This window comes from Tenacibaculum sp. MAR_2010_89 (genome assembly GCF_900105985.1).
GTDB classification, from domain to species: Bacteria; Bacteroidota; Bacteroidia; order Flavobacteriales; family Flavobacteriaceae; genus Polaribacter; species Polaribacter halocynthiae.
The window spans coordinates 2,234,139-2,254,856 of sequence record NZ_FNUB01000005.1; the positions used below are offsets into that span (position 1 = coordinate 2,234,139).

21 protein-coding genes are annotated in these 20,718 nt (G+C 28.0%); 11 read left to right on the plus strand and 10 right to left on the minus strand.

All coding sequences use genetic code 11. The features are described from left to right. The first annotated feature begins 5 nt into the window (after positions 1-5). From BLV71_RS13205 to BLV71_RS13220, 4 genes are all read left to right on the plus strand, one after another. Entirely contained in the window at positions 6-4,319 is a 4,314-nt protein-coding gene (locus tag BLV71_RS13205) for a CusA/CzcA family heavy metal efflux RND transporter (RefSeq protein WP_093871005.1), read from the plus strand. A gap of 4 nt (positions 4,320-4,323) precedes the next feature. Continuing rightward, on the plus strand, positions 4,324-5,517 hold the full coding sequence (locus tag BLV71_RS13210) for an efflux RND transporter periplasmic adaptor subunit (RefSeq protein ID WP_176974404.1): 1,194 nt from the start codon (positions 4,324-4,326) through the stop codon (positions 5,515-5,517). A 97-nt stretch (positions 5,518-5,614) separates the two neighbouring features. After that, positions 5,615-6,502 carry a cation diffusion facilitator family transporter gene (locus tag BLV71_RS13215; protein WP_093871007.1) on the plus strand — a complete coding sequence of 296 codons (888 nt, stop codon included), beginning with the start codon at positions 5,615-5,617 and terminating at the stop codon, positions 6,500-6,502. 80 nt (positions 6,503-6,582) lie between these two features. Beyond that, positions 6,583-7,371, plus strand: coding sequence for a prohibitin family protein (locus tag BLV71_RS13220; protein ID WP_369813937.1), 789 nt, complete (start codon positions 6,583-6,585; stop codon positions 7,369-7,371). Between the two features lie 41 nt (positions 7,372-7,412). On the opposite strand, the gene BLV71_RS13225 is transcribed toward BLV71_RS13220, so the two are convergent. After that, complete coding sequence (locus BLV71_RS13225) at positions 7,413-8,303, minus strand: sterol desaturase family protein (protein ID WP_093871009.1); 891 nt, start codon at positions 8,301-8,303, stop codon at positions 7,413-7,415. 123 nt (positions 8,304-8,426) lie between these two features. Here BLV71_RS13225 and rpsF point away from each other — a divergent pair, with 123 nt between their 5' ends. The 3 genes from rpsF to rplI are packed head-to-tail and all read left to right on the plus strand — an operon-like array spanning position 8,427 to position 9,533. Then, positions 8,427-8,768 carry a 30S ribosomal protein S6 gene (gene rpsF, locus BLV71_RS13230; protein WP_093871010.1) on the plus strand — a complete coding sequence of 114 codons (342 nt, stop codon included), beginning with the start codon at positions 8,427-8,429 and terminating at the stop codon, positions 8,766-8,768. Positions 8,769-8,771: 3 nt separating this feature from the next. Continuing rightward, the gene (gene rpsR, locus BLV71_RS13235) at positions 8,772-9,068 is read left to right on the plus strand and encodes a 30S ribosomal protein S18 (protein ID WP_093871011.1); all 297 of its coding nucleotides are present in this window, start codon (positions 8,772-8,774) and stop codon (positions 9,066-9,068) included. Positions 9,069-9,083: 15 nt separating this feature from the next. After that, positions 9,084-9,533 carry a 50S ribosomal protein L9 gene (gene rplI / locus BLV71_RS13240; RefSeq protein ID WP_093871012.1) on the plus strand — a complete coding sequence of 150 codons (450 nt, stop codon included), beginning with the start codon at positions 9,084-9,086 and terminating at the stop codon, positions 9,531-9,533. Positions 9,534-9,758: 225 nt separating this feature from the next. Here the strand turns inward: rplI and lysA are convergent, their stop codons facing one another. Further along, on the minus strand, positions 9,759-10,979 hold the full coding sequence (gene lysA / locus BLV71_RS13245) for a diaminopimelate decarboxylase (protein WP_255405279.1): 1,221 nt from the start codon (positions 10,977-10,979) through the stop codon (positions 9,759-9,761). Positions 10,980-11,302: 323 nt separating this feature from the next. Between lysA and BLV71_RS13250 the strand changes: the two genes are divergently transcribed. Beyond that, positions 11,303-11,707: a hypothetical protein gene (locus BLV71_RS13250; RefSeq protein WP_093871014.1), complete on the plus strand. Its 405-nt coding sequence runs from the start codon at positions 11,303-11,305 to the stop codon at positions 11,705-11,707. 99 nt (positions 11,708-11,806) lie between these two features. Here BLV71_RS13250 and BLV71_RS13255 read toward each other — a convergent pair whose 3' ends face one another. The 4 genes from BLV71_RS13255 to BLV71_RS13270 form a co-directional block, all read right to left on the minus strand. Further along, positions 11,807-12,535 carry a head GIN domain-containing protein gene (locus tag BLV71_RS13255; protein WP_176974405.1) on the minus strand — a complete coding sequence of 243 codons (729 nt, stop codon included), beginning with the start codon at positions 12,533-12,535 and terminating at the stop codon, positions 11,807-11,809. A 22-nt stretch (positions 12,536-12,557) separates the two neighbouring features. Continuing rightward, positions 12,558-13,655: a hypothetical protein gene (locus BLV71_RS13260; protein WP_143032791.1), complete on the minus strand. Its 1,098-nt coding sequence runs from the start codon at positions 13,653-13,655 to the stop codon at positions 12,558-12,560. Continuing rightward, positions 13,639-14,172 carry a hypothetical protein gene (locus BLV71_RS13265; protein ID WP_093871017.1) on the minus strand — a complete coding sequence of 178 codons (534 nt, stop codon included), beginning with the start codon at positions 14,170-14,172 and terminating at the stop codon, positions 13,639-13,641. Before BLV71_RS13265 ends, BLV71_RS13260 begins: the two co-directional genes overlap by 17 nt. 149 nt (positions 14,173-14,321) lie before the next feature. Continuing rightward, positions 14,322-14,888: an RNA polymerase sigma factor gene (locus BLV71_RS13270; RefSeq protein ID WP_093871018.1), complete on the minus strand. Its 567-nt coding sequence runs from the start codon at positions 14,886-14,888 to the stop codon at positions 14,322-14,324. Positions 14,889-15,064: 176 nt separating this feature from the next. Here BLV71_RS13270 and BLV71_RS13275 point away from each other — a divergent pair, with 176 nt between their 5' ends. The 3 genes from BLV71_RS13275 to BLV71_RS13285 are packed head-to-tail and all read left to right on the plus strand — an operon-like array spanning position 15,065 to position 18,326. After that, entirely contained in the window at positions 15,065-15,922 is an 858-nt protein-coding gene (locus BLV71_RS13275; RefSeq protein WP_093871019.1) for a hydroxymethylglutaryl-CoA lyase, read from the plus strand. 4 nt (positions 15,923-15,926) lie between these two features. Further along, positions 15,927-16,730: a hypothetical protein gene (locus BLV71_RS13280; RefSeq protein WP_093871020.1), complete on the plus strand. Its 804-nt coding sequence runs from the start codon at positions 15,927-15,929 to the stop codon at positions 16,728-16,730. 33 nt (positions 16,731-16,763) lie between these two features. Beyond that, positions 16,764-18,326: a bifunctional metallophosphatase/5'-nucleotidase gene (locus BLV71_RS13285; RefSeq protein WP_093871021.1), complete on the plus strand. Its 1,563-nt coding sequence runs from the start codon at positions 16,764-16,766 to the stop codon at positions 18,324-18,326. 36 nt (positions 18,327-18,362) lie between these two features. On the opposite strand, the gene mazG is transcribed toward BLV71_RS13285, so the two are convergent. Genes mazG through ruvX form a run of 4 tightly spaced genes read right to left on the minus strand, consistent with a single transcriptional unit; the run spans position 18,363 to position 20,646 of the window. Then, positions 18,363-19,142, minus strand: a complete 780-nt coding sequence (gene mazG, locus BLV71_RS13290) for a nucleoside triphosphate pyrophosphohydrolase (RefSeq protein WP_093871022.1) — start codon at positions 19,140-19,142, stop codon at positions 18,363-18,365. A 3-nt stretch (positions 19,143-19,145) separates the two neighbouring features. Then, positions 19,146-19,568 carry a DUF5606 family protein gene (locus tag BLV71_RS13295; protein ID WP_093871023.1) on the minus strand — a complete coding sequence of 141 codons (423 nt, stop codon included), beginning with the start codon at positions 19,566-19,568 and terminating at the stop codon, positions 19,146-19,148. Between the two features lie 27 nt (positions 19,569-19,595). Continuing rightward, on the minus strand, positions 19,596-20,183 hold the full coding sequence (gene def / locus BLV71_RS13300; protein WP_093871024.1) for a peptide deformylase: 588 nt from the start codon (positions 20,181-20,183) through the stop codon (positions 19,596-19,598). Positions 20,184-20,235: 52 nt separating this feature from the next. Further along, complete coding sequence (ruvX, locus tag BLV71_RS13305; RefSeq protein WP_093871025.1) at positions 20,236-20,646, minus strand: Holliday junction resolvase RuvX; 411 nt, start codon at positions 20,644-20,646, stop codon at positions 20,236-20,238. Positions 20,647-20,718: the final 72 nt, after the last annotated feature.

The following is a 20,718-nucleotide window of genomic DNA, read 5'->3' on the forward strand; positions in this document are numbered from 1 at the left end:
TGATAATGTTAGATAACATCATAAAATTTTCAATTAAAAATAAATTGATTATTGGTGTATTAGTATTAGCGTTAATAGGTTGGGGTGTATACTCATTTAAACAACTACCTATTGATGCAGTACCAGATATAACAAATAATCAGGTGCAAATAATAACATCAGCACCATCACAATCAGCTCAAGATATTGAACGATTAGTTACATTTCCTATAGAAATGACTATGTCAAGTATTCCTAATATAGAAGAAGTTCGTTCCTTTTCTAGATTTGGACTTAGTGTTGTAACTATTGTATTTAAAGATAATATAGATATTTATTGGGCGCGACAACAAATTAATGAACGCTTAGTTGAGGCTAAAAATCAAATTCCAAGTGGTGTTGGAAATCCAGAAATGGCACCTGTAACTACAGGGTTAGGAGAAATTTACCAATATACTTTAAAGGTAAATGAAAAGAATAAAAAAGAATATTCAATTATGAAGCTTCGTACTATTCAAGACTGGATTGTTCGACGTCAATTATTGGGTATTGAAGGTGTTGCGGATGTAAGTAGTTTTGGAGGTAATTTAAAGCAATACGAAGTAGCTTTACACCCTGAAAAATTACAAACGTTAGAAGTTAGCATACAGGAGGTATTTAAAGCATTAGAAAATAATAATCAAAATACGGGAGGAGCTTATATAGATAAAAACCCAAAAGCTTATTTTATAAGAAGTGAAGGATTAATTAAAACTCCAGATGATATTAGAAACATTGTTATCAAGAATACAAAAAATGGCACTCCAATTTTAATTAAAAATATAGGAAATGTACAATTAGGTAGTGCAGTTAGATATGGAGCTATGACTAAAAATGGTGAAGGAGAAGTTGTAGGAGGGATAGTTATGATGCTTAAAGGAGCAAATTCATCAAAAGTTATAAAGACAGTTAAAAATCGTATTGCGCAAATAGAAAAAAGTTTACCCAAAGGGGTTGTAATTGAGCCATTTTTAGATAGAACTAAACTAGTTAATAAAGCAATTAATACTGTAACAACAAATTTAATAGAGGGAGCACTAATTGTTATATTTATTTTGGTGTTGTTACTGGGGAATTTAAGAGCTGGATTAATTGTAGCTTCTGTAATTCCAATAGCTATGTTATTTGCTATTAGTTTGATGAATGTATTTGGTGTTTCAGGTAACTTAATGAGCTTAGGTGCTATAGATTTTGGGATAATTGTTGATGGTTCAGTTATTATTGTTGAAGCTACTTTACATTATTTAGGGCTTAAAAAAGCGAATACAGTATTAACTCAAAAGCAAATGGATGAAGAAGTTTATAATTCGGCATCTAAAATTCGTACCAGTGCAGCATTTGGAGAAATAATTATTCTTATTGTTTATTTACCAATTTTAGCGCTGGTGGGTATAGAAGGAAAAATGTTTAGGCCAATGGCTATCACAGTTAGCTTTGCAATTTTAGGAGCATTTATATTATCATTAACCTATGTACCTATGATGAGTGCTTTGTTTTTAAAGAAAAAAATAAGTAATAAATCTACTGTTTCTGATAAAATAATAGAAGGAATACAAAAAGGCTATAATCCTTTGTTAAATTTTGCATTAAAAAATAAATTAAAAGTTGTTATAGGAGCTGTATTAACTTTTATAGCTAGTGTATTTATGTTTACTAAGATGGGAGCTGAGTTTATTCCTTCTTTAGATGAAGGAGATCTTGCTGTACAAGCAGTAGTATCAACAGGGAGTTCATTATCATATTCGGTTGATGCCTCTAATAAATCTTCAAAATTATTATTAAAAGAGTTCCCAAATGAAATAGAACAGATAGTAAGTAGAATAGGTTCTTCAGAAATACCAACAGATCCAATGCCTATTGAGGCTACGGATATAATTATCATTTTAAAAGATAAAAGTCATTGGACGAAAGCTTATACTAAGAATGAGTTGACGTATAAGATGCAAAAATTATTAGAAGATAATATGTTAGGTGTTTCTTTTGGGTTTCAACAGCCAATACAAATGCGTTTTAATGAGTTAATGACAGGGGCAAGGCAAGATGTAGTGTTGAAAATTTATGGAGAAGATTTAGATAAGTTAGTTAAATATGCTAACGAATTAAGCGTAATAATACCAAAAGTAGAAGGAGCTGAAGATTTATATGTTGAAAAAATAACAGGTTTAAAACAAATTGTAATTAACTATAAACGAAACCAATTAGCATATTATGGTTTAAATATATCTGATGTGAATACCGCTATAAATGCAGCTTTTGCAGGTCAAAAAGCAGGCTCTGTTTATGAAGGCGAAAAGTGTTTTGATTTAGTAGTACGATTAGCAAAAAATAAAAGAGAGAGTATAGAAGATATTCGTAAGCTATATATATCTACAGCCACTGGATTACAAATACCACTTGTAAATGTAGCTGATGTTAGTTTTAAAATTGGACCTAATCAAATTCAAAGAGATGATGCTAAACGAAGAATTACTGTAGGTTTTAATGTAAGAGATCGTGATGTTGAAAGTATTGTTAAAGAATTAAAAAAGAAGGTAAATGAAAATATAAAATTTGATGCTGGATATTATATTACTTATGGAGGGACTTTTAAAAATCTTGAAGAAGCTAGAGAACGCTTATCTGTAGCTGTTCCAGTAGCCTTGTTGTTAATATTTATATTGCTGTATATTACATTTAATTCTATTAAACATAGTGTGTTAATTTTTACAGCAATTCCAATGTCAGCTATTGGAGGAATATTAGCATTATGGTTAAGGGGGATGCCTTTTTCTATTTCTGCCGGTGTTGGATTTATTGCATTGTTTGGCGTTGCAGTATTAAATGGAATTGTATTAATTGCAGAATTTAATAGACTAAAGAAACAGGGGATTACTGATTTATATGAAATAATAAAGAGAGGTACTTCTGTGCGTTTAAGACCTGTAATTATGACAGCAGCTGTAGCTTCTTTAGGTTTTTTACCAATGGCTTTATCATCATCTGCTGGAGCTGAAGTTCAAAAACCATTAGCCACTGTCGTTATTGGTGGTTTAATATCTGCTACATTTTTAACACTGTTGATTTTACCAGTGTTATATATGTTATTTGAAACTATTAAACTAAAAAAAGTTAAACCTTCTGTATTAGGGATTGTTTTACCAATACTATTTTATTGTTCTATATCTAATGCTCAGGAAAGAAATAGAAAAATATCAGAAAATGATGCTATTAAAATAGCATTGAAAAAATCGGTAATTCTTAAAAAATCACAACTTAATATCGAAAAAAGTAAGGCTGGTGTTTCTGGAGCAATAGTATTAAAGCCTATGAATGTAAGATATCAAGATGTTGGTGTTTCTTCAGGTATTAATGAAAAAGAATGGTCAATTAACCAGAATTTTGGATCTGTATTGTCGCATATAAAAAAAAGAGAATTAGCAAAAACAACTGTTGAGTTAATGAATATATCTAATGAGATTTCCGAAAAAGAGTTGATTAAAAAAGTTAAAAGCCTGTATCAAGAATGGAATTATTTATATGGACTTAATGTTTTAATGAATAAACAACAGCAAAATAGTAGTAAAATTAGCACTATAGCAAAAGAATTGCATAAGGCTGGTGAAATAGGTGGTTTAGAAAATGATTTAACAACATTACAGTTTTTGGGTATACAATCTCAAAAAAACAAGATGTATAAGAAGTTACTAGAAGTAGAGAATGAATTAAAAAAGATACTTCAAATAAGCTATGCTATTATTCCGACCAAAGATTTTCCTAAAAAGAAAATAGTATCAAAAAAAGATGGAATTCTCTCTAGTAGATTTAAAAAGATTTTAAATAAACAGAATGAAAGAGCAAGTAAACAAGTTTCTTTAGCAAAATCTGCTAATTTTCCTGAGCTTACAGGAGGTTTGTTAAGAAGGAAAACAGGAGTTAATACTAGTTATACTGGGTTTAATGTTGGTGTAAATATACCTATTTCATTTTGGTCTAATAATTCAAAAGTTAAACAACAGAAAATATTTAAAGAAGAGGTTGTATTTGAAAATGAATCAAAGTTTATCGCTATTAATAATAATTTCGAGAGTTTACAAAATCAGATAGTTTATTTAAATAAAGAGTTAAAAGGAATTAATAAAACTGTTCTTGTAGCTGAAAAATTTATAGAAAAGTTACAAATAGCATACAAAGCAGGAGAAATTGATGCGTTTCAATACAGTCAAAGTTTCACAGCATATTTTCAAGTAATGCAAAATTATTTATCACTTATAAATAATTACAATCAAACAGTAATAACGTATGAATTTTATAGTAAAGAATAACACGATGAAAAAATATATAATACCACTACTTTTTATAATAATTACAAGTTGTAATTCTAAAAAAGAAGATCACTCAGGGCATGACCATGCAAAAAAGGATCAAAAAAAACAATCAACAATATCTAAAGAAGAATATCATGAAGAAAATAAACTTCATTTAACAAAGGAGCAAATACAAAATGCTGACTTAAAAATAGAAGTGCTTAGTAAAAAATTAATAAGAAATAGAATAGCTGTAACTGGAACTATTGAAGCTCCTCCACAAAATAAAGCTACAATTTATGCACCAATGGAAGCATTTGTTTATAGTACTGATGTATTGCCAGGTGATAAAGTAACTAAAGGACAAACAGTAGCAATTTTGGAGCACCCTAATTTTATAAAACTTCAGTACTCGTACTTAGAGTCAATAAATAATTGTAATGTAGCTAAAGCTGATTATGATAGAAAAAAAATGCTATTAGAAAAAGATATAACTTCTAAAAAATCTTTTCAAGCATCTGAAGGAAGGTATAAGTCGTTGCAAAGTTTGGTAAGTAGTTATGCTTCTCAATTGAAAATGGCAGGTTTAAATCCTGTTACTATAAATAAAAAAGGAATTCAACAATATGTATATGTTAAGTCTCCTATAACAGGCTTTGTAGTTGAAAATAATATAAATAAAGGAAAATTTTTAATGGCTAATTCTGAAATGATTGAAGTGATTGATAATGATCATATTCATGCAGAATTAAATGTTTTTGGTTCTGATATAACTAGAATAAAAAAAGGAAGTGATTTTTCATTTAAACCATCCGGATTAAATCTACAATATGAAGGCTACATTAAGCTAATTAGTCAAAAGGTTGACGATAAAACTAAAACAGTAAATGTTCATGGTCATTTTGAAGACCCAGAAGGAAGGTTGAAGTCAGGTATGTTTATCAATGCTGAAGTTTTATTGGAAGGGAGCAAAGTATATGCTATTTCTGAAAATGCTGTTATAGAGAATGAAGGAAAGAATTTTATTTTCATTGCTATGAATGAAACTGAATTTATACCTGTAGAGGTTAGATTAGGAAATACAGATAAAGGTTTTGTAGAAATTAAAGAGATAGAAGAAGATAATTTTAATGTAAGTGTGGTAATAACTGGAGCGCATTTTTTAAAAGGTAAACTTATGCAAATGTCTGGTGGCATGGATGGACATGCTCATTAAAAAATATAATTATGTGGTTACAGAAATGTAACCACATTTTATTTATAAATCATGCATCTTTTTTGTAAATTAATTGTCTTGTAAATAAAGTAATAAAATGGGACACAATCATTCGCATAATAATTCTTCAGAAAATTTAGCGACAGCTTTCTTTTTAAATTTAACTTTTACTATAATTGAGTTCATAGGAGGGTTTTTTACTAATAGTTTAGCTATAATGTCAGATGCTTTACATGATTTAGGTGATAGCTTAAGTTTGGGATTGGCATGGTATTTTGAGAAAAAGTCAACTAAAAAACCAACTAAGAAGTATACATATGGATTTAAAAGATTGTCTCTTTTAGGAGCTATTATAAATTCAATAATATTAATTATTGGTTCAATTTTTATAATAAAAGAGGCGATACCAAGAATTATGAACCCAGAATATTCTGATGCAAAAGGAATGATGTGGTTGGCTCTTTTAGGTATACTTGTAAATGGAGCCGCTGTTTTTAAATTAAAAAAAGGAACAACCATTAATGAAAAAGTGGTTTATTTACATTTAATAGAAGACGTTCTGGGTTGGGTTGCTGTACTTATTGCAAGTATTATAATGCAGTTTTGGGATTTTCCAATTTTAGATCCAATTTTATCATTATTAATAGCATTATATGTTCTCTTTAATGTTTACAAGAATATGAAAGAAAGCTTAGCTGTAATTCTTCAAGGGATTCCTGAAAATTTATCGATAGAAGATATTAAAAATTATATATTAAAAAATCCTTCAGTTGAAGATGTTCATGATTTTCATCTTTGGACTATGGATGGAGAGTATACTATTCTTACTGTTCATGTTGTTTTAAAAAACAATAGTAATTTAAAAGAGATTGCTGTTTTAAAAGGAACTTTGAAAAAAGAATTACATGATAAATACCATTTAGAACACATAACTATTGAATTTGAGTTAAAGACTGAAGAATGCGAATATCAAAATTGTAATTAGTGAATTTAATTGTACATTTGAAATAAAAAACAATGAACAATAACAGGCAATTAGATTTAAAGTTTCCTAAAGGAGGTTTTATGGTAGTTTTATTAGCTGTAATTACAATTATAGCTTTTTCAAAATCAACAGAAACTATAAAGTCAGGTCAAGCTGGAGTTTTGTATAAAACTTTTGGAGGTGGTGTAGTAACAGATGAACCATCATTAGGTGAAGGTTTTCATATTGTGGCTCCATGGAATAAGGTTTTCGTGTATGAAGTACGTCAACAAGAAATTTTTGAAAAAATGCAAGTTTTATCTTCAAATGGATTAGAAATTCAATTAGAAGCTTCTGCATGGTTTCAACCACAATCAGAAAATTTAGGGTTATTACATAAAGAAAAAGGAGAAAATTATATTTCAAGAGTTATTCAACCAGCCATTCGTTCTGCTGCTAGAAGTGTTGTAGGTCGTTATACACCAGAACAATTATACTCTAGTAAAAGAGATGTAATTCAAGAAGAGATATTTGTTGAAACAAAGAAAATATTAGACAAGCAACATATTCAATTAAATGAAGTATTAGTTAGAGATGTTACTTTACCAGCTACTATCAAATCAGCAATTGAACGAAAACTAAAGCAAGAACAAGAGTCATTAGAATATGAGTTTAGGTTAGTAACTGCACAAAAAGAAGCTGAAAAACAGATAATTGAAGCAAAAGGAAAAGCAGATGCAAACAAAATTTTAAGTGCTTCACTTACTGATAAAATTCTACGTGATAAAGGTATTGAAGCAACAATGAAATTATCTGAATCACCAAACAGTAAAGTTGTGATTATAGGTTCAGGTAATAGTGGAATGCCAATTATCCTTGGGAATCAGTAATTTAAAAAGTAAAAAATATAAAAAAGAGATAAATTATTAATTTATCTCTTTTTTTTTGCACTCCATTCTTTTCTTAAATCAGTAGATAATTTACCACTACCATCATGTTTCCATCCTGGTGGCTTAATCAAGTATTTAAGTTTATTTATAATAGATGTTTTAGAAAATAAAAAATCTGATAGCATATTGAACCACTCATGAAAAGCAACTTTAATAGGATTGTATGTGTTAATATTACTAACTAAACCATATATAGGTTTTTCTATTTCTGGTTCAAATGTGCCAAATAGTTTATCCCATATAATAAAGATACCAGCATGATTTCTGTCTAAATATTGTGGATTTGTTGCATGATGAACTCTATGGTGACTAGGAGTGTTAAAAATTGCTTCAAACCAATTTGGTAGTTTGTAAATTAATTCAGTGTGAATCCAGTATTGATATAAAAGGCTTATACTCATTTGCATTAAAATCATTGCAGGATGAAACCCTATAAGGGCTAGGGGAGTCCAGAAAATAAAAGTATAAAAACTACCAGACCAAGTTTGTCGTAAAGCCGTTGATAAATTATATTTTTTTGAGGAATGATGTACCACATGACTAGCCCAAAATAACCTACTTTCATGTGCAATTCTATGATTCCAGTAATACACTAAATCTTCAGCAAACAATAAAATTAACCACGACCACCAAATAAAGGGAATTGTAAAAAAGCGGTATTCATATATAAATAATAAGAAAGCGAATGTAATTCCTTTAGTAAATAATCCTATAAAAACATTACCTAAGCCCATCGTTATTGAAGTTAAGGAATCTATATATTCATAATTTTCCATTTTTACTTTTACAGTTAAAATTACTTCAATAAGTACTGTAATTATAAAAAAAGGAATAGCAAAATGAATAATATTAGGTAATTCAGGGATTAACATATTTTTGAAATTTTAGAAGGGTTACAAACTTACTCAAAAACAAATAAAAAAATATAGCGTGTAGTTGTTATATATATAGTCTATTTTTTATATATTTGCACCCTTAAAATAAAATTTTTAATTATGAACCATTACGAAACTGTTTTCATTTTGAATCCCGTTTTATCTGAAGGTCAGATAAAGGAAACAGTGCAGAAATTTGAAGATTATTTGACTTCAAAGGGTGCAGAGGTGATTTACAAAGAAAATTGGGGCTTAAAGAAATTAGCTTACCCAATTGAAAAAAAGAAAAGTGGATTTTACCACTTAATCGAGTTTAAAGCATCAGGAGATACTATTACTCCGTTTGAATTAGAATTTAGACGTGATGATAGCATTATGCGTTATTTAACTGTAAGGTTAGATAAACATGCTGCGGCTTGGGCTGAGAAGAGAAAAGAACGTGTTAAATCATCAAAAAAGTAACCTATGTCGTCTATAGATCAACAAGCAAAAGGAAACAAGCAAGGAGAAGTACGTTACTTAACTCCACTTGACATTGAAACTAAAAAAGAAGCAAAATACTGTCGTTTTAAGAAAAATGATATTAAATACATCGATTATAAAGATGCTAGTTTCTTAATGTATTTAGTAAACGAACAAGGTAAAATTTTACCAAGACGTTTAACAGGAACATCATTAAAATATCAACGTAAAGTTGCACAGGCTATTAAAAGAGCTCGTCACTTAGCTTTAATGCCATACGTTGGTGATATGTTAAAATAATAAAGAAGTAGAAACATGGAATTGATATTAAAACAAGACGTAGAAAACTTAGGTTTTAAAGACGATGTTGTAACCGTTAAGAATGGTTATGGACGTAACTGCCTAATACCTCAAGGATATGCAATTTTAGCTACTTCTTCAGCTAAAAAAGTATTAGCAGAAAACTTAAAGCAACGTGCTTTTAAGGAAGCTAAATTAATAGAAGATGCTACTAAATTAGCAGATACTATTAAAGGATATGAACTTAAAATAGCTTCTAAAGTTGGTACAGGAGACAAATTATTTGGATCTGTAAACAATGCTGATGTTGCTGTTGCATTATCAAAAGCAGGAACTGAGATAGATAGAAAATTTATCAAAGTTACTGGAGGTAATGTTAAAAGATTAGGTAAATATAATGCAGCTGTTCGTTTACACAGAGCAGTAGTAGCAGATATTGTATTTGAAGTTGTTGCTGAAAAGTAATAGTTTATTACATATAATATATTAAAAATCCGCTATAAGCGGATTTTTTTATGAATAAAAACAGGGTTTTTCCTGTAATAATTTTATTTTATTTATAGTATGTTTGCAAAACGGATAGATAAATAGGGGAATTTATCTGTAACTTCTAACCAATTCTAATATAATTCGATGAAAGGATTGTATTAAAAAACTCCAATATTTTTTAGAAAATATTGGAGTTTTATTTTAGTTAATAACTACTTGTTCTTGATTTCGTACTATGTCTTCAAAGGTTTCTCTTTTTCTAATTAAATAGTCTTTCCCTTTATAAAGCATAACTTCTGCAGGTCTATACCTTGAGTTGTAGTTTGAAGCCATAGAAAAACAATATGCACCCGCATTATGGAAACATAATATATCATCTTCAGCTATTTCTGAAATTCGTCTATTAGAACCAAAAGTATCGTTTTCACATATGTATCCAACTATACTATAAAATCGTTCTCTACCTTTAGGATTAGATATATTTTCAATATGATGATATGAGTTATAAAACATTGGTCTTATAAGATGGTTTAAACCACTATCAATTCCAGCAAATACTGTAGATGTTGTTTGTTTTATAACATTTACTTTAGCTAGAAAATAACCAGATTCACTTACTAAAAATTTACCAGGTTCAAACATTAAGGTTACATCTTTACCGTAATTTTTACAGAAATCATTAAACCTTGTTGATAGTTTTTTACCTAATTCATCAATGTTTGTTGAAATATCATCTTTTTTGTAAGGAACTTTAAAACCGCTTCCAAAATCAATAAAATCTATATTTTTAAATTGTTTAGCTATATCAAATAAAATTTCTGTAGCTCTTAAAAAAGTATCAATATCTAAAATATCTGATCCAGTATGCATATGAATACCATTTATATGCATGCCTGTATTTTCAACAACTCTTTTTATATGTGGTACTTGGTGTATTGAAATACCAAACTTAGAATCAATATGACCAACAGATATTTTACTGTTTCCACCAGCCATAACGTGTGGATTTATTCTTATACAAACAGGTATTTCAGGGTGTTTTTGACCAAAAAGTTCTAATATTGATAAGTTATCAATATTAATTTGCACACCTAATTTAGCTACTTTTTCTATTTCTTGTAAAGAAACTCCATTAGGGGTGTATATAATATCTTTTGGTTCAAAACCAGCCAATAGCCCTAGTTTTACTTCCTGTATTGATACCGTATCTAATCCACTTTTTAAAGAATTAAAAACTTTTAATATGTTAATATTAGATAGTGCTTTTGTTGCATAATTTATCTTTACATTTTTAACTTTAGAAAAAGCGTTTGTAATTTTTTTATATTGATTAATTATTACATCTGTATCATAAACATATAACGGACAACCGTATGTGTCTGCTAGCTTTAGTAATTCTTTTCTGTTCATTTTTAAAAGTATTTTACGGTTCAAATGTAGAAAAGATAGAAAGTCAAGCAAATTAATTTTAAGAAATAAACATATCTATGATTTTTTGTAAAAATTAGATATTAGGATATATTTAATTTTTACTTATTATAAAAAGAAGATTTTATATAAGAAACAAAAAATTACAAGTAAGTTGCTTTATAATTTTTGATAGTTCCATAATATGTTAAGTCAATGAGTAGTTAATTTAAATAATATACAGTTTAGCTTTTTTATTTAGGGTTGCTTTCTAGACGCAACCTTTTTTTTATTTTAAGACTATATAGAAAAGTATATTAATTAAATATAAAACTATTATGAAAAACATTAAATCAGTAATTCTTTTAGTAACAGTGTTATTCTTTTCGTGTAATGAAAATGATTCACCAACAATAAGTTTGAAAGATAATACGTTTGGGCTTTGTTTAGAAAATGAACCTAAATTAACTGACCTTAATTTTACAGGAACAGTTTGTTGTTTTCAAAGAAATTCAACATTGAATATTGGTACTCCAATAGTTTATGAATATGTTACAAATCTATCAGATCCAATTGTAAAATGGGAAATAATTTCAGGAGATATTGAATTTTTGTCAGGGATTGATAATAATAAAGTTACGATACAATTAGGGAATAATTTTAAAAATGGAAAAATTAAGGTGAGAGGTGTTTCATCTGGCGGTTTAACGTGTGATGAAGTTATTATTATTGAAGAAGATTAATTTTTAATTAATAGTATTTTTATAAACTAAAAAGTTATAATCCCATAAAAGGTAATTTTATGGGATTATAACTTTTTTAATATGAAAGAAGTATGAATATTAGTTTCGACTAATAACATTTCCAGAACCAATAGAGTTAGTGTCTACATGTTTTGGTTTTCCTTTATAATAAATATTCCCAGAGCCAACTACGTTAGCCTTTATTTTTTTAGATACAGATGTTTGTATATCTCCTGATCCTGCTATGCTAGCTTTTAAATAAGAAGTTTTTAATTCATATGCTTTAACATCTCCTGAACCAGCGATAGAGCATTTAAAATTATTCGTACTTCCTTTTAATTTAATATTTCCTGAGCCTCCAATAGAAGCTCTTATTGTTTTAGCATTAACCATAGCTTTTATGTTTCCAGACCCAGCTATACTGAAAGAAATATCTTCTTCTTTAATTTTTTTATTTACTACAACGTTTCCAGAGCCTTCTAAAGATACACCATCAATACTTTCAAAAGAAACAGTAACAACAAGTTTTTTAGTAGTTCTTATATTAATATTCTTTTTGAATTTAATTTTTAGTTTGTTGTTTTTTACAATTGTTTCAATGTAAGGAATAATATTTTCTTCACCTTCAATTGATATTTTACCTTCATTACCTTCTACAAGTCTAACATCAAAAGAGCCGCCAACGTTAACTCTATCAAAATCATTCACTTTTCTTGTTTCTGTAGTTACATTACCATTTCCTTTTACTTTTTTTGAACTCCACCAACTTTGAGCTTGTGATGTTAAGCTCATGCTTATTGCTATTAATATTATTATTGATTTTTTCATTTTTAAAGTTTTTATAATTGTTTTAGTCATTTGTTTTTAAAGAAACCCCTCCGTAACTTGACTTTATATTAATTACAGAATTACTATTTGAGTTCCCGAATACTCCTTCATAATATTTTTTTGAGGATTTTTTAATGCTTTTATACATCTCTACTTTATCTTTCGGATAATTGAAACTTGCATATCCTAAACTCATAGTGAATTTGAAATTATTTGTACTGCTTGTTCCTAGCTTTATGCCTGCATAACTACCATCGATACTTATTTTTTCAAAATTATTTGCTATGTTTTGTATTTTAACACTTCCGTAATCTGTATTTATTTCGAGGTTCTTTTTTAAAGTACCAATTTTTACACCTGCATAATCAGAATTACCATATATATTTTCAACATTATTAACAATAAGACTACCATAATCACTATTAAAGTTTATAGTATTAGAGTTTTGAATTTTTACTGCAGAGTAATCAGCATTAATTTTTAGTTTTTCAGAATTATTAATTCTTAATTTAGAATAATCTATAGAGATGTTACCAGATTTTATATAGTTAATTTCCGAAGCACCGCAATAATCTAAATTTATAGTATTGTTAATATTGGTTAGTTTATCTATATCAATATTTCCATAATCACAATTAATGTTTGATTTTCCTTCAAGTACATCAATTTCGATATTTCCATATGCATTATTAAAATCTGCATTATTTGTTACTGGCATTTTAATAAAATAATTAATTTTAAAATTAATATTATTACTTTTCCACCATGATGACCAACTAGATTTTGTTTTTTCTATTCTAGTTCTGGCTTCTACTAAATTTTTAGTAGCTTCAAAATCAACAGTAATAGCATCTAGTTTATTTTCTACTTTATCTAAACTATTTCCCTTTACAGTAATTTTCACATCAATTTGTATACGATTTTCATTCCATGTAGTTACATTAATGTTTCCATATTTGTTTTTAATATATAGTGTAGCATTACTATTTACTGAAAATTGTTTTTTAATGGTCTTACTTTTTTCATGCTTTTTACTACTATTATCATTAATTGTATTTGAGAATAATAGAGCAGGAGTTAAGCCAATAACTAATAAAAGTGTTTTATATAATTTCATCATATTTAATTTCAAATTTTGTTGGGTTTTTTTGATATTCTAATTGAGTAAGTAATTCTCCTAAAATATCTAATCTCTGTTGGTAATTATTTATCATTCTTTGTATGATGTACCTTTTGTTTTCATTTTTAAGTAGCTCTTTAGAGAATGTTTTAAATTTATCTTCAAGGTCTTCAAATTTATCAAGAGCATCTTCAATTAGGGTTTCAGTTTCAATATTTCTATGCTTTTCAACTTCTTTTAATTCTTGCTTAATTGTTGAAACAAAAAAAGTTTCAGCTTCGGCCATTTTAGGAGATATTCCAGCTAAACCATATTGTGCTTTTGTGTTTTGAATATTACCTAGATAAAATCCTAAAACTAATATAACAGAAGCTGCTATACTCATCCATTTCCATGAAGTAAATGTTCTTTTTTTAGGAGTTTGTAACTTGCGTTGAAATCTAATAAGATGACCAGAATGAGGTTCATGAATATCGAAATCATTATCATGAAAAAAGTTATGTAATTTATCTGCCATAAAATTTCATTTTATAAATTCTTATTAATTTATTTAATACTACATCTTTTTAAAAAAGTAGTAACTTTAATTTTTGTCTAAATCGGTCAAAATGTCCAGAACGTGGTTCATGAATATCAAAGTCATTTTCATAAAAAAAGACAAGTAATTTATCTACCATATATTTTTGTTTTAACATCATTTCCAATTAAAATTTGCTTTAACTTTTTCTTTGCTCTAGAAATAGTTGTTCTAACATTTTCATTGGTGTAATTTAAAATTTGAGCTATTTCTTCATAATCATACCCTTCAACAAGGTTTAGAGTAAGTGTTAAACGGTAATTATCTTTTAAACTTTGAATTACTTTTAATACTTCTTGTATATCTAAATCGTTGTAATTAATTGTATCACTCTCAACTTCATTATTAGGAATTACATCCATTTTTACTTCATCGTAGCGATTGTTTTTTTTTAATTGTGTTAAACTTTTGTTTATTACAATTCTTTTTAACCAAGCACCAAAAGCTACTTCACCTTTAAAAGTGTGTAATTTTGTAAATGCAGTAAGAAAAGCTTCTTGCATTAGATCTTCAGCTTCAAATTCGTCTTTTAATATGCGAAATGCGGTATTATACATTGCTTTATAATAGCTTTTATATACTTGCATTTGCGCATTATTATCCTTCTTCTTACAGCGTTCGATTAGTTGGTTGATATGTAAATTTTGCGATTCCAATAAATATATTCTAACCTAATGACAATCTAATTTTTAATGTGTGACACTTTTTTATAAAAAAGTTTTATGCTTATAAAAATAAAGAAAGAGATGAGAAATTACTTTTTTTATAAGTATTAAATTATTATATCAAAATTTAAAATAAAAAACTAATGAAAATATGTATATTTGGCGCGATGAATGATAGAGTTAAAATTATTGAATGCCCTAGAGATGCAATGCAAGGAATTAAGAGTCATTTTATTTCTACAGATTCTAAGGCAAAATATATAAACTCTTTACTTAAAGTAGGTTTTGACACTATTGATTTTGGTAGTTTTGTTTCACCTAAGGCAATACCACAAATGCGTGATACTGCTGATGTTTTATCAAAATTAAATCTAGCAGATACAGAAAGTAAATTGCTAGCTATTGTTGCTAATGTTAGAGGAGCTAATGATGCATCATGTTTTGACGAAATTGATTACTTAGGATACCCTTTTTCTATATCTGAAAATTTTCAAATGCGTAATACGCACAAAACAATTGAACAATCTATAGATACATTAAAAGAAGTTTTGTCAATTGCCACAAGAACGAATAAAGAAGTAGTTGCTTATTTATCAATGGGGTTTGGGAATCCTTATGGAGATCCTTGGGATGTTGATATTGTTGGAGAATGGACAGAAAAACTTTGTAATTTAGGAGTGAAAGTGTTATCTTTATCTGACACAATAGGTAGCTCAACCCCACAAGTAATTGAGTATCTGTTTACTAATTTAATTCCTCAATACCCTGAAATAGAATTTGGAGCACATTTACATACAACTCCTGACACTTGGTTTGAAAAAGTTGATAGTGCATACAGGTCTGGTTGTAAACGTTTTGATGGAGCTATAAAAGGTTATGGTGGTTGTCCTATGGCTAAAGATGATTTAACAGGTAATATGCCAACAGAGAAATTGTTGTCTTATTTTACCTCTAATAAAGTTAATACCAATATTAAACCAATGAGTTTTGAAAGTGCATATAACAAGGCACTAGAAGTTTTTTAGAATTATGAAGTTTATAGTTGTTACTTTTTTTATTACTTTTTCTTTTTTTCATTATTCTTCAGATGATGAAAACATAGGGACGTGGAATATAAGGAATGGTAGATTTATTAAAAACTATTCTAAAAATGACAAGTTAGCTGCTCTTCATTGGCAAACTTTTTACGAGATTTTCCCTAAATCAATCACAAAAAAATACATTAAAAAATTAGTGCTTATTTCTGATGGTTTAGATGAAAAAACTGGTGCATTGGGAGCTTTAAGTTCTAAAAATGATAAATGGCAATTAGTTATTGATACTTTAGATGTTAATTTTAAATCAAAAAACAAAAAAAGACTACAAGAATCAGTTTATACTTTAGTTCATGAGTTTGGGCATTTATTAACACTTAACAATACTCAGATAAAACCAACCAACAAAATACTTCAAGATGAGGGAGGTTTATATCTTACTTTAGAAGGTGAAGCGTACAAAAATAGTTATTTAAATAGGTTTGTGTCTTTGTTTTGGAAGGGGAGATTGTTAGAGAAATGGGATGTTATAAAGGAAAGGCATTGTTTTACAGAAGAAAGTTGTGTAGAAAAATTAAATGGACTGTATTTTGATAATCTTGCAGATTTTGTTACAGATTATGCAGCAGAAAGTCCTGAAGAAGATATAGTTGAAAGTTGGACATATTTTGTTTTAAAGAAAAAAGTAAAAAATCCAAAAACAATCGCACAAAAGAAAATAAATTTCTTCTACCAATTTCCAGAATTAGTCGCTTACAGAAAATTAATACGATATAATACACGTTATTATGTTCATTAATATTGTAATTTTGGCTTTTTAAAATTAGCCTTAATGAAACTTAAAAAGCAATTATTTTTCTTTTTACCATTACTACTACTTTATTTTAGTTGTAGTACACAAAATAAAGCATCTAAAGCTTTACTAAAACAATCAAACTACTCATTTAAAAAAGCACCAAACAAAACTTATTTTTCAATAGTACAACTCAATGACGTATATGAAATAGCTCCAATTCAAAATGGAAAATTTGGAGGTATGGCAAGAGTTGAAACTATTCATCAAGAAGTGCTAAAAGAGAATAAAAATTCAATGTTAGTTCTAGCTGGTGATTTTTTAAATCCTTCTTTACTTGGTACATTAAAAATAAATGGAGAACGTGTTAGAGGTAAGCAAATGGTTGAAGTAATGAATGCTATGAATTTTGATTTAGTAGCTTTTGGTAACCATGAATTTGATTTAAGTTATACTAATTTACAAAAAAGGTTAAACGAAAGTAATTTTGATTGGATTTCTGCAAATGTTCTTCATAAAGAAGTTGAAAGTAAAAAGTATTTTTATAAAATTAAAAATCAAAAAAAACAAATACTTAAAGATTCTTATATAAAAGAATTTAAAAACTCAGATGGATCTATTTTAAGAGTTGGTTTTATTAGTGTTTGTATACCTTCTAACCCTAAAAACTATGTTTTTTATGGTGATATGTTTGAAGAAATAAAGAGGGCTTATAATGAAATTAAACCCAAAGTTGATATTGTTTTAGGTTTAACACATGTAAAAGTTGAACAGGATAGAATAATTGCAAAATTACTACCTGATTTAGCATTAATAATGGGAGGGCATGAACATACTAATAGTTATGAGAATATAAATAATGTTATAATAGCGAAAGCTGATGCAAATGCGAAAACAGTTTATATTCATAGATTTGAATATGATAGATTAACAAAAAAAGTAAAAGTTAAATCTGAATTAAAAGAAGTCAATAAATCAATTATTCCAAATAAAAAAATAGAAAATATTGTTAGTAAGTGGGAAGGGATTTTAAACACTAAAATTAAAGAAGTAGTAGCAAGCCCTAATGAAGTTATTTTTAATACAAAAGAACCTTTAGAAGCTCGTGATACACCTGTACGCAGTATTCAAACTAATATGGGTAATATGATAACTAAAGCTATGAGTTATGCTTATAATGATAAAGTAGACTGTGCTTTGGTTAATGGAGGTTCAATTAGAATTGATGATGTACTTGAAGGGAAAATTACTGCTGTAGATGTTTTTAGAGTGTTGCCATATGGTGGGGCAATATTGAAAGTTGAAATAAAAGGAAGTTTGCTTAAAAAAGTTTTAGATTTTGGATTATCAGCTTCCGGAACAGGTGCATTTTTACAACGTTTTAATGTATCAAAGAAATCTGGTAATTGGTATGTAAAGGCTAAAAAAATTGATGAAAATAAAGTATATAAAGTAGCTTTTTCTGATTACCTTTTAAAAGGGTTTGATATTCCTTTTTTATCAAATAAAAACCCTGAAGTTTTATCTATCTATAAGCCAAAATCCATAGAAAAAGCATTTGATATTAGAAAGGCTATTATTGATTATATGAAAAAACTATAATTTTTTTACTAAAAAAAGAAGATAAAGTAAATTTAGTTATTTAAAATAAGCTTTTGATTTTTCCCAGTAAACATCCATTTCACTTAAAGTCATGTCAGATAATTCTTTGCCTTCTTTTTTTACTGCCTTTTCTAAAAACTGGAATCTATTTATAAATTTTTTATTAGTTTTTTCAAGAGCATTTTCAGGGTTAACACCAATAAAACGAGCGTAATTTATCATTGAAAATAATACATCACCAAACTCTTTTTCAGTTTTTTCTTGGTTCTTATTTTTAATTTCTTCATTAAGTTCAGATATTTCTTCCTGTACCTTTTCCCAAACTTGATGTGGTTCTTCCCAGTCAAAACCAACTCCAGCAACTTTATCCTGAATTCTACTTGCTTTTATTAAGGCAGGTAAACTTTTAGGAACTCCTTCTAACACAGAGTTTTTACCTTCTTTAAGCTTAAGTTTTTCCCAATTTTGCTTTACTTCTTCTTCATTGTTAACCTTAATATCACCATAAATATGAGGATGTCTATTAATTAACTTGTCAGAAATAGAATTTGCTATATCTGCAATATCAAAAGCACCTTTTTCACTTCCTATTTTAGCATAAAAAACGATGTGCAAAAGCACATCGCCTAATTCTTTTTTTATCTCTTCTAAATCATTATCTAAAATAGCATCAGCTAACTCATAGGTTTCTTCAATAGTTAAATGACGTAAACTTTCTAAGGTTTGTTTTTTATCCCATGGACACTTCTCTCGAAGTTCATCCATAATATCTAACAAACGATTAAAAGCTTCTAATTGATTTTTTCGAGTATACATGTTTTATTCTTCTTCTTCAGAAACTACTTCTTTTTCAATTAAAGAACTAAAATCAAATCCAGCTTTAACTAAAGAATTATACCATTGAATTACTTTCTTAATGTTTGAAGCATACACACGTTCTTCATCAAAGTTTGGTAAAACTTCACTAAAATAAGCAACTAGTTTATTAGAACTTTCTTTGTGAGAAATTGTTTCTTTTCCGTCTTCTTTATCGGCTATGTTTTTTATAACTTTAGCTAATGGAACCTCTTCTTCATATGTATAAATAGCAATATTCTCTAATAAACTTACGTTATGAGTAGCTGTAATAGGAAAACGTTTACCGTCAGTAATTGACTTAACAATCACACCAGTTTTTGTTTGTGATAAGATTTCAAATAAACCAGGTTTTCCAGTTACAGATATAATTTTGTTAAACTCCATATATTTATATTATTAATGTCTTGTTTTTTATTTTCTCTTAGCATTAGGAAAACGCATTCTATAATCAGCGTTTACCTTTCCTTTTGAAATGTTTTCTAATTTTTTCTTAATTAATCGTTTTTTTAATGATGATAATTTATCAGTAAATAAAACTCCTTCAATATGATCATATTCATGTTGAAAAACTCTTGCAGCCAACCCACTTAGTACTTCAGTATGCTTTTTGAAGTTTTCATCTTGATATTCTATTGTAATTGTTTCTTGTCTCCACACATCTTCATTTACTGACGGAATACTTAAACAACCTTCATTAAAAGCCCATTCATCTCCTTCTTCTTTTATAATTTTAGCATTGATAAAAACACGATTAAAATTACCTAAAATTTCACGTTCCTCTTCATCAAGTTCTTCATTATCTTTAAAAGGAGATGCATCAATAAGAAACAAACGAATATCTTTTCCAATTTGTGGAGCAGCTAAACCTAAACCATTAGCGTTATACATAGTTTCCTTCATATTAGTAATTAATTTACTTAATTCAGGATAGTCAGCATCAATATCTTTTCCTACTTTACGTAAAACAGGATCACCGTATGCAACAATTGGTAAAATCATTTATTTATTTTTTAGTGTCGGCAAAAATACAAAGAAAGGAGTTTGTATAAAATTATTTATTGTATAAATAAGATTGAAGAATGATTGTAGCACTAATTTCATCAACTAAAGCTTTATTTTGGCGTTGCTTCTTCTTAAGTCCGCTATCAATCATTGTTTGAAAAGCCATTTTTGAAGTAAATCGTTCATCAATACGTTTTATTGGAATATTAGGGATTGCTTTCGAAATTTTCTCTAGAAAAGGAGTAATTAAAACTTCACTTTCGCTATCAGTATTATTTAACTGTTTTGGTTTACCAACAAGAAACAAATCAACAGTTTCTTTAGTGATATAATCTTTTAAAAAAGAAATCAGATTATTAGTATCAATAGTAGTTAAACCAGAAGCTATAATTTGCAGCTCATCTGTTACTGCAATACCAGTTCTTTTCTTTCCAAAATCAATAGCTAAAACACGGCCCATACTTTCTGTTTTAGGCAAAAGTAATGATTTTTAACAAGAGTAAATTATCTGTTTAAAAAATGTATCTTCGTG

Coding starts and splice junctions, on each gene's coding strand:
- mazG (WP_093871022.1), bottom strand. CDS start 19,142: ATGTATACTCGAAAAAATCAATTAGAAGCTTTTAATCGTTTGTTAGAT.
- rpsF (WP_093871010.1), top strand. CDS start 8,427: ATGAACCATTACGAAACTGTTTTCATTTTGAATCCCGTTTTATCTGAA.
- BLV71_RS13225 (WP_093871009.1), bottom strand. CDS start 8,303: ATGTTAATCCCTGAATTACCTAATATTATTCATTTTGCTATTCCTTTT.
- BLV71_RS13255 (WP_176974405.1), bottom strand. CDS start 12,535: ATGAAAAAATCAATAATAATATTAATAGCAATAAGCATGAGCTTAACA.
- BLV71_RS13210 (WP_176974404.1), top strand. CDS start 4,324: ATGAAAAAATATATAATACCACTACTTTTTATAATAATTACAAGTTGT.
- BLV71_RS13280 (WP_093871020.1), top strand. CDS start 15,927: ATGAAGTTTATAGTTGTTACTTTTTTTATTACTTTTTCTTTTTTTCAT.
- BLV71_RS13275 (WP_093871019.1), top strand. CDS start 15,065: ATGAATGATAGAGTTAAAATTATTGAATGCCCTAGAGATGCAATGCAA.
- BLV71_RS13265 (WP_093871017.1), bottom strand. CDS start 14,172: ATGGCAGATAAATTACATAACTTTTTTCATGATAATGATTTCGATATT.
- BLV71_RS13205 (WP_093871005.1), top strand. CDS start 6: ATGTTAGATAACATCATAAAATTTTCAATTAAAAATAAATTGATTATT.
- def (WP_093871024.1), bottom strand. CDS start 20,183: ATGATTTTACCAATTGTTGCATACGGTGATCCTGTTTTACGTAAAGTA.
- ruvX (WP_093871025.1), bottom strand. CDS start 20,646: ATGGGCCGTGTTTTAGCTATTGATTTTGGAAAGAAAAGAACTGGTATT.
- BLV71_RS13215 (WP_093871007.1), top strand. CDS start 5,615: ATGGGACACAATCATTCGCATAATAATTCTTCAGAAAATTTAGCGACA.
- BLV71_RS13260 (WP_143032791.1), bottom strand. CDS start 13,655: ATGATGAAATTATATAAAACACTTTTATTAGTTATTGGCTTAACTCCT.
- BLV71_RS13295 (WP_093871023.1), bottom strand. CDS start 19,568: ATGGAGTTTAACAAAATTATATCTGTAACTGGAAAACCTGGTTTATTT.
- BLV71_RS13285 (WP_093871021.1), top strand. CDS start 16,764: ATGAAACTTAAAAAGCAATTATTTTTCTTTTTACCATTACTACTACTT.
- BLV71_RS13250 (WP_093871014.1), top strand. CDS start 11,303: ATGAAAAACATTAAATCAGTAATTCTTTTAGTAACAGTGTTATTCTTT.
- rplI (WP_093871012.1), top strand. CDS start 9,084: ATGGAATTGATATTAAAACAAGACGTAGAAAACTTAGGTTTTAAAGAC.
- rpsR (WP_093871011.1), top strand. CDS start 8,772: ATGTCGTCTATAGATCAACAAGCAAAAGGAAACAAGCAAGGAGAAGTA.
- BLV71_RS13220 (WP_369813937.1), top strand. CDS start 6,583: ATGGTAGTTTTATTAGCTGTAATTACAATTATAGCTTTTTCAAAATCA.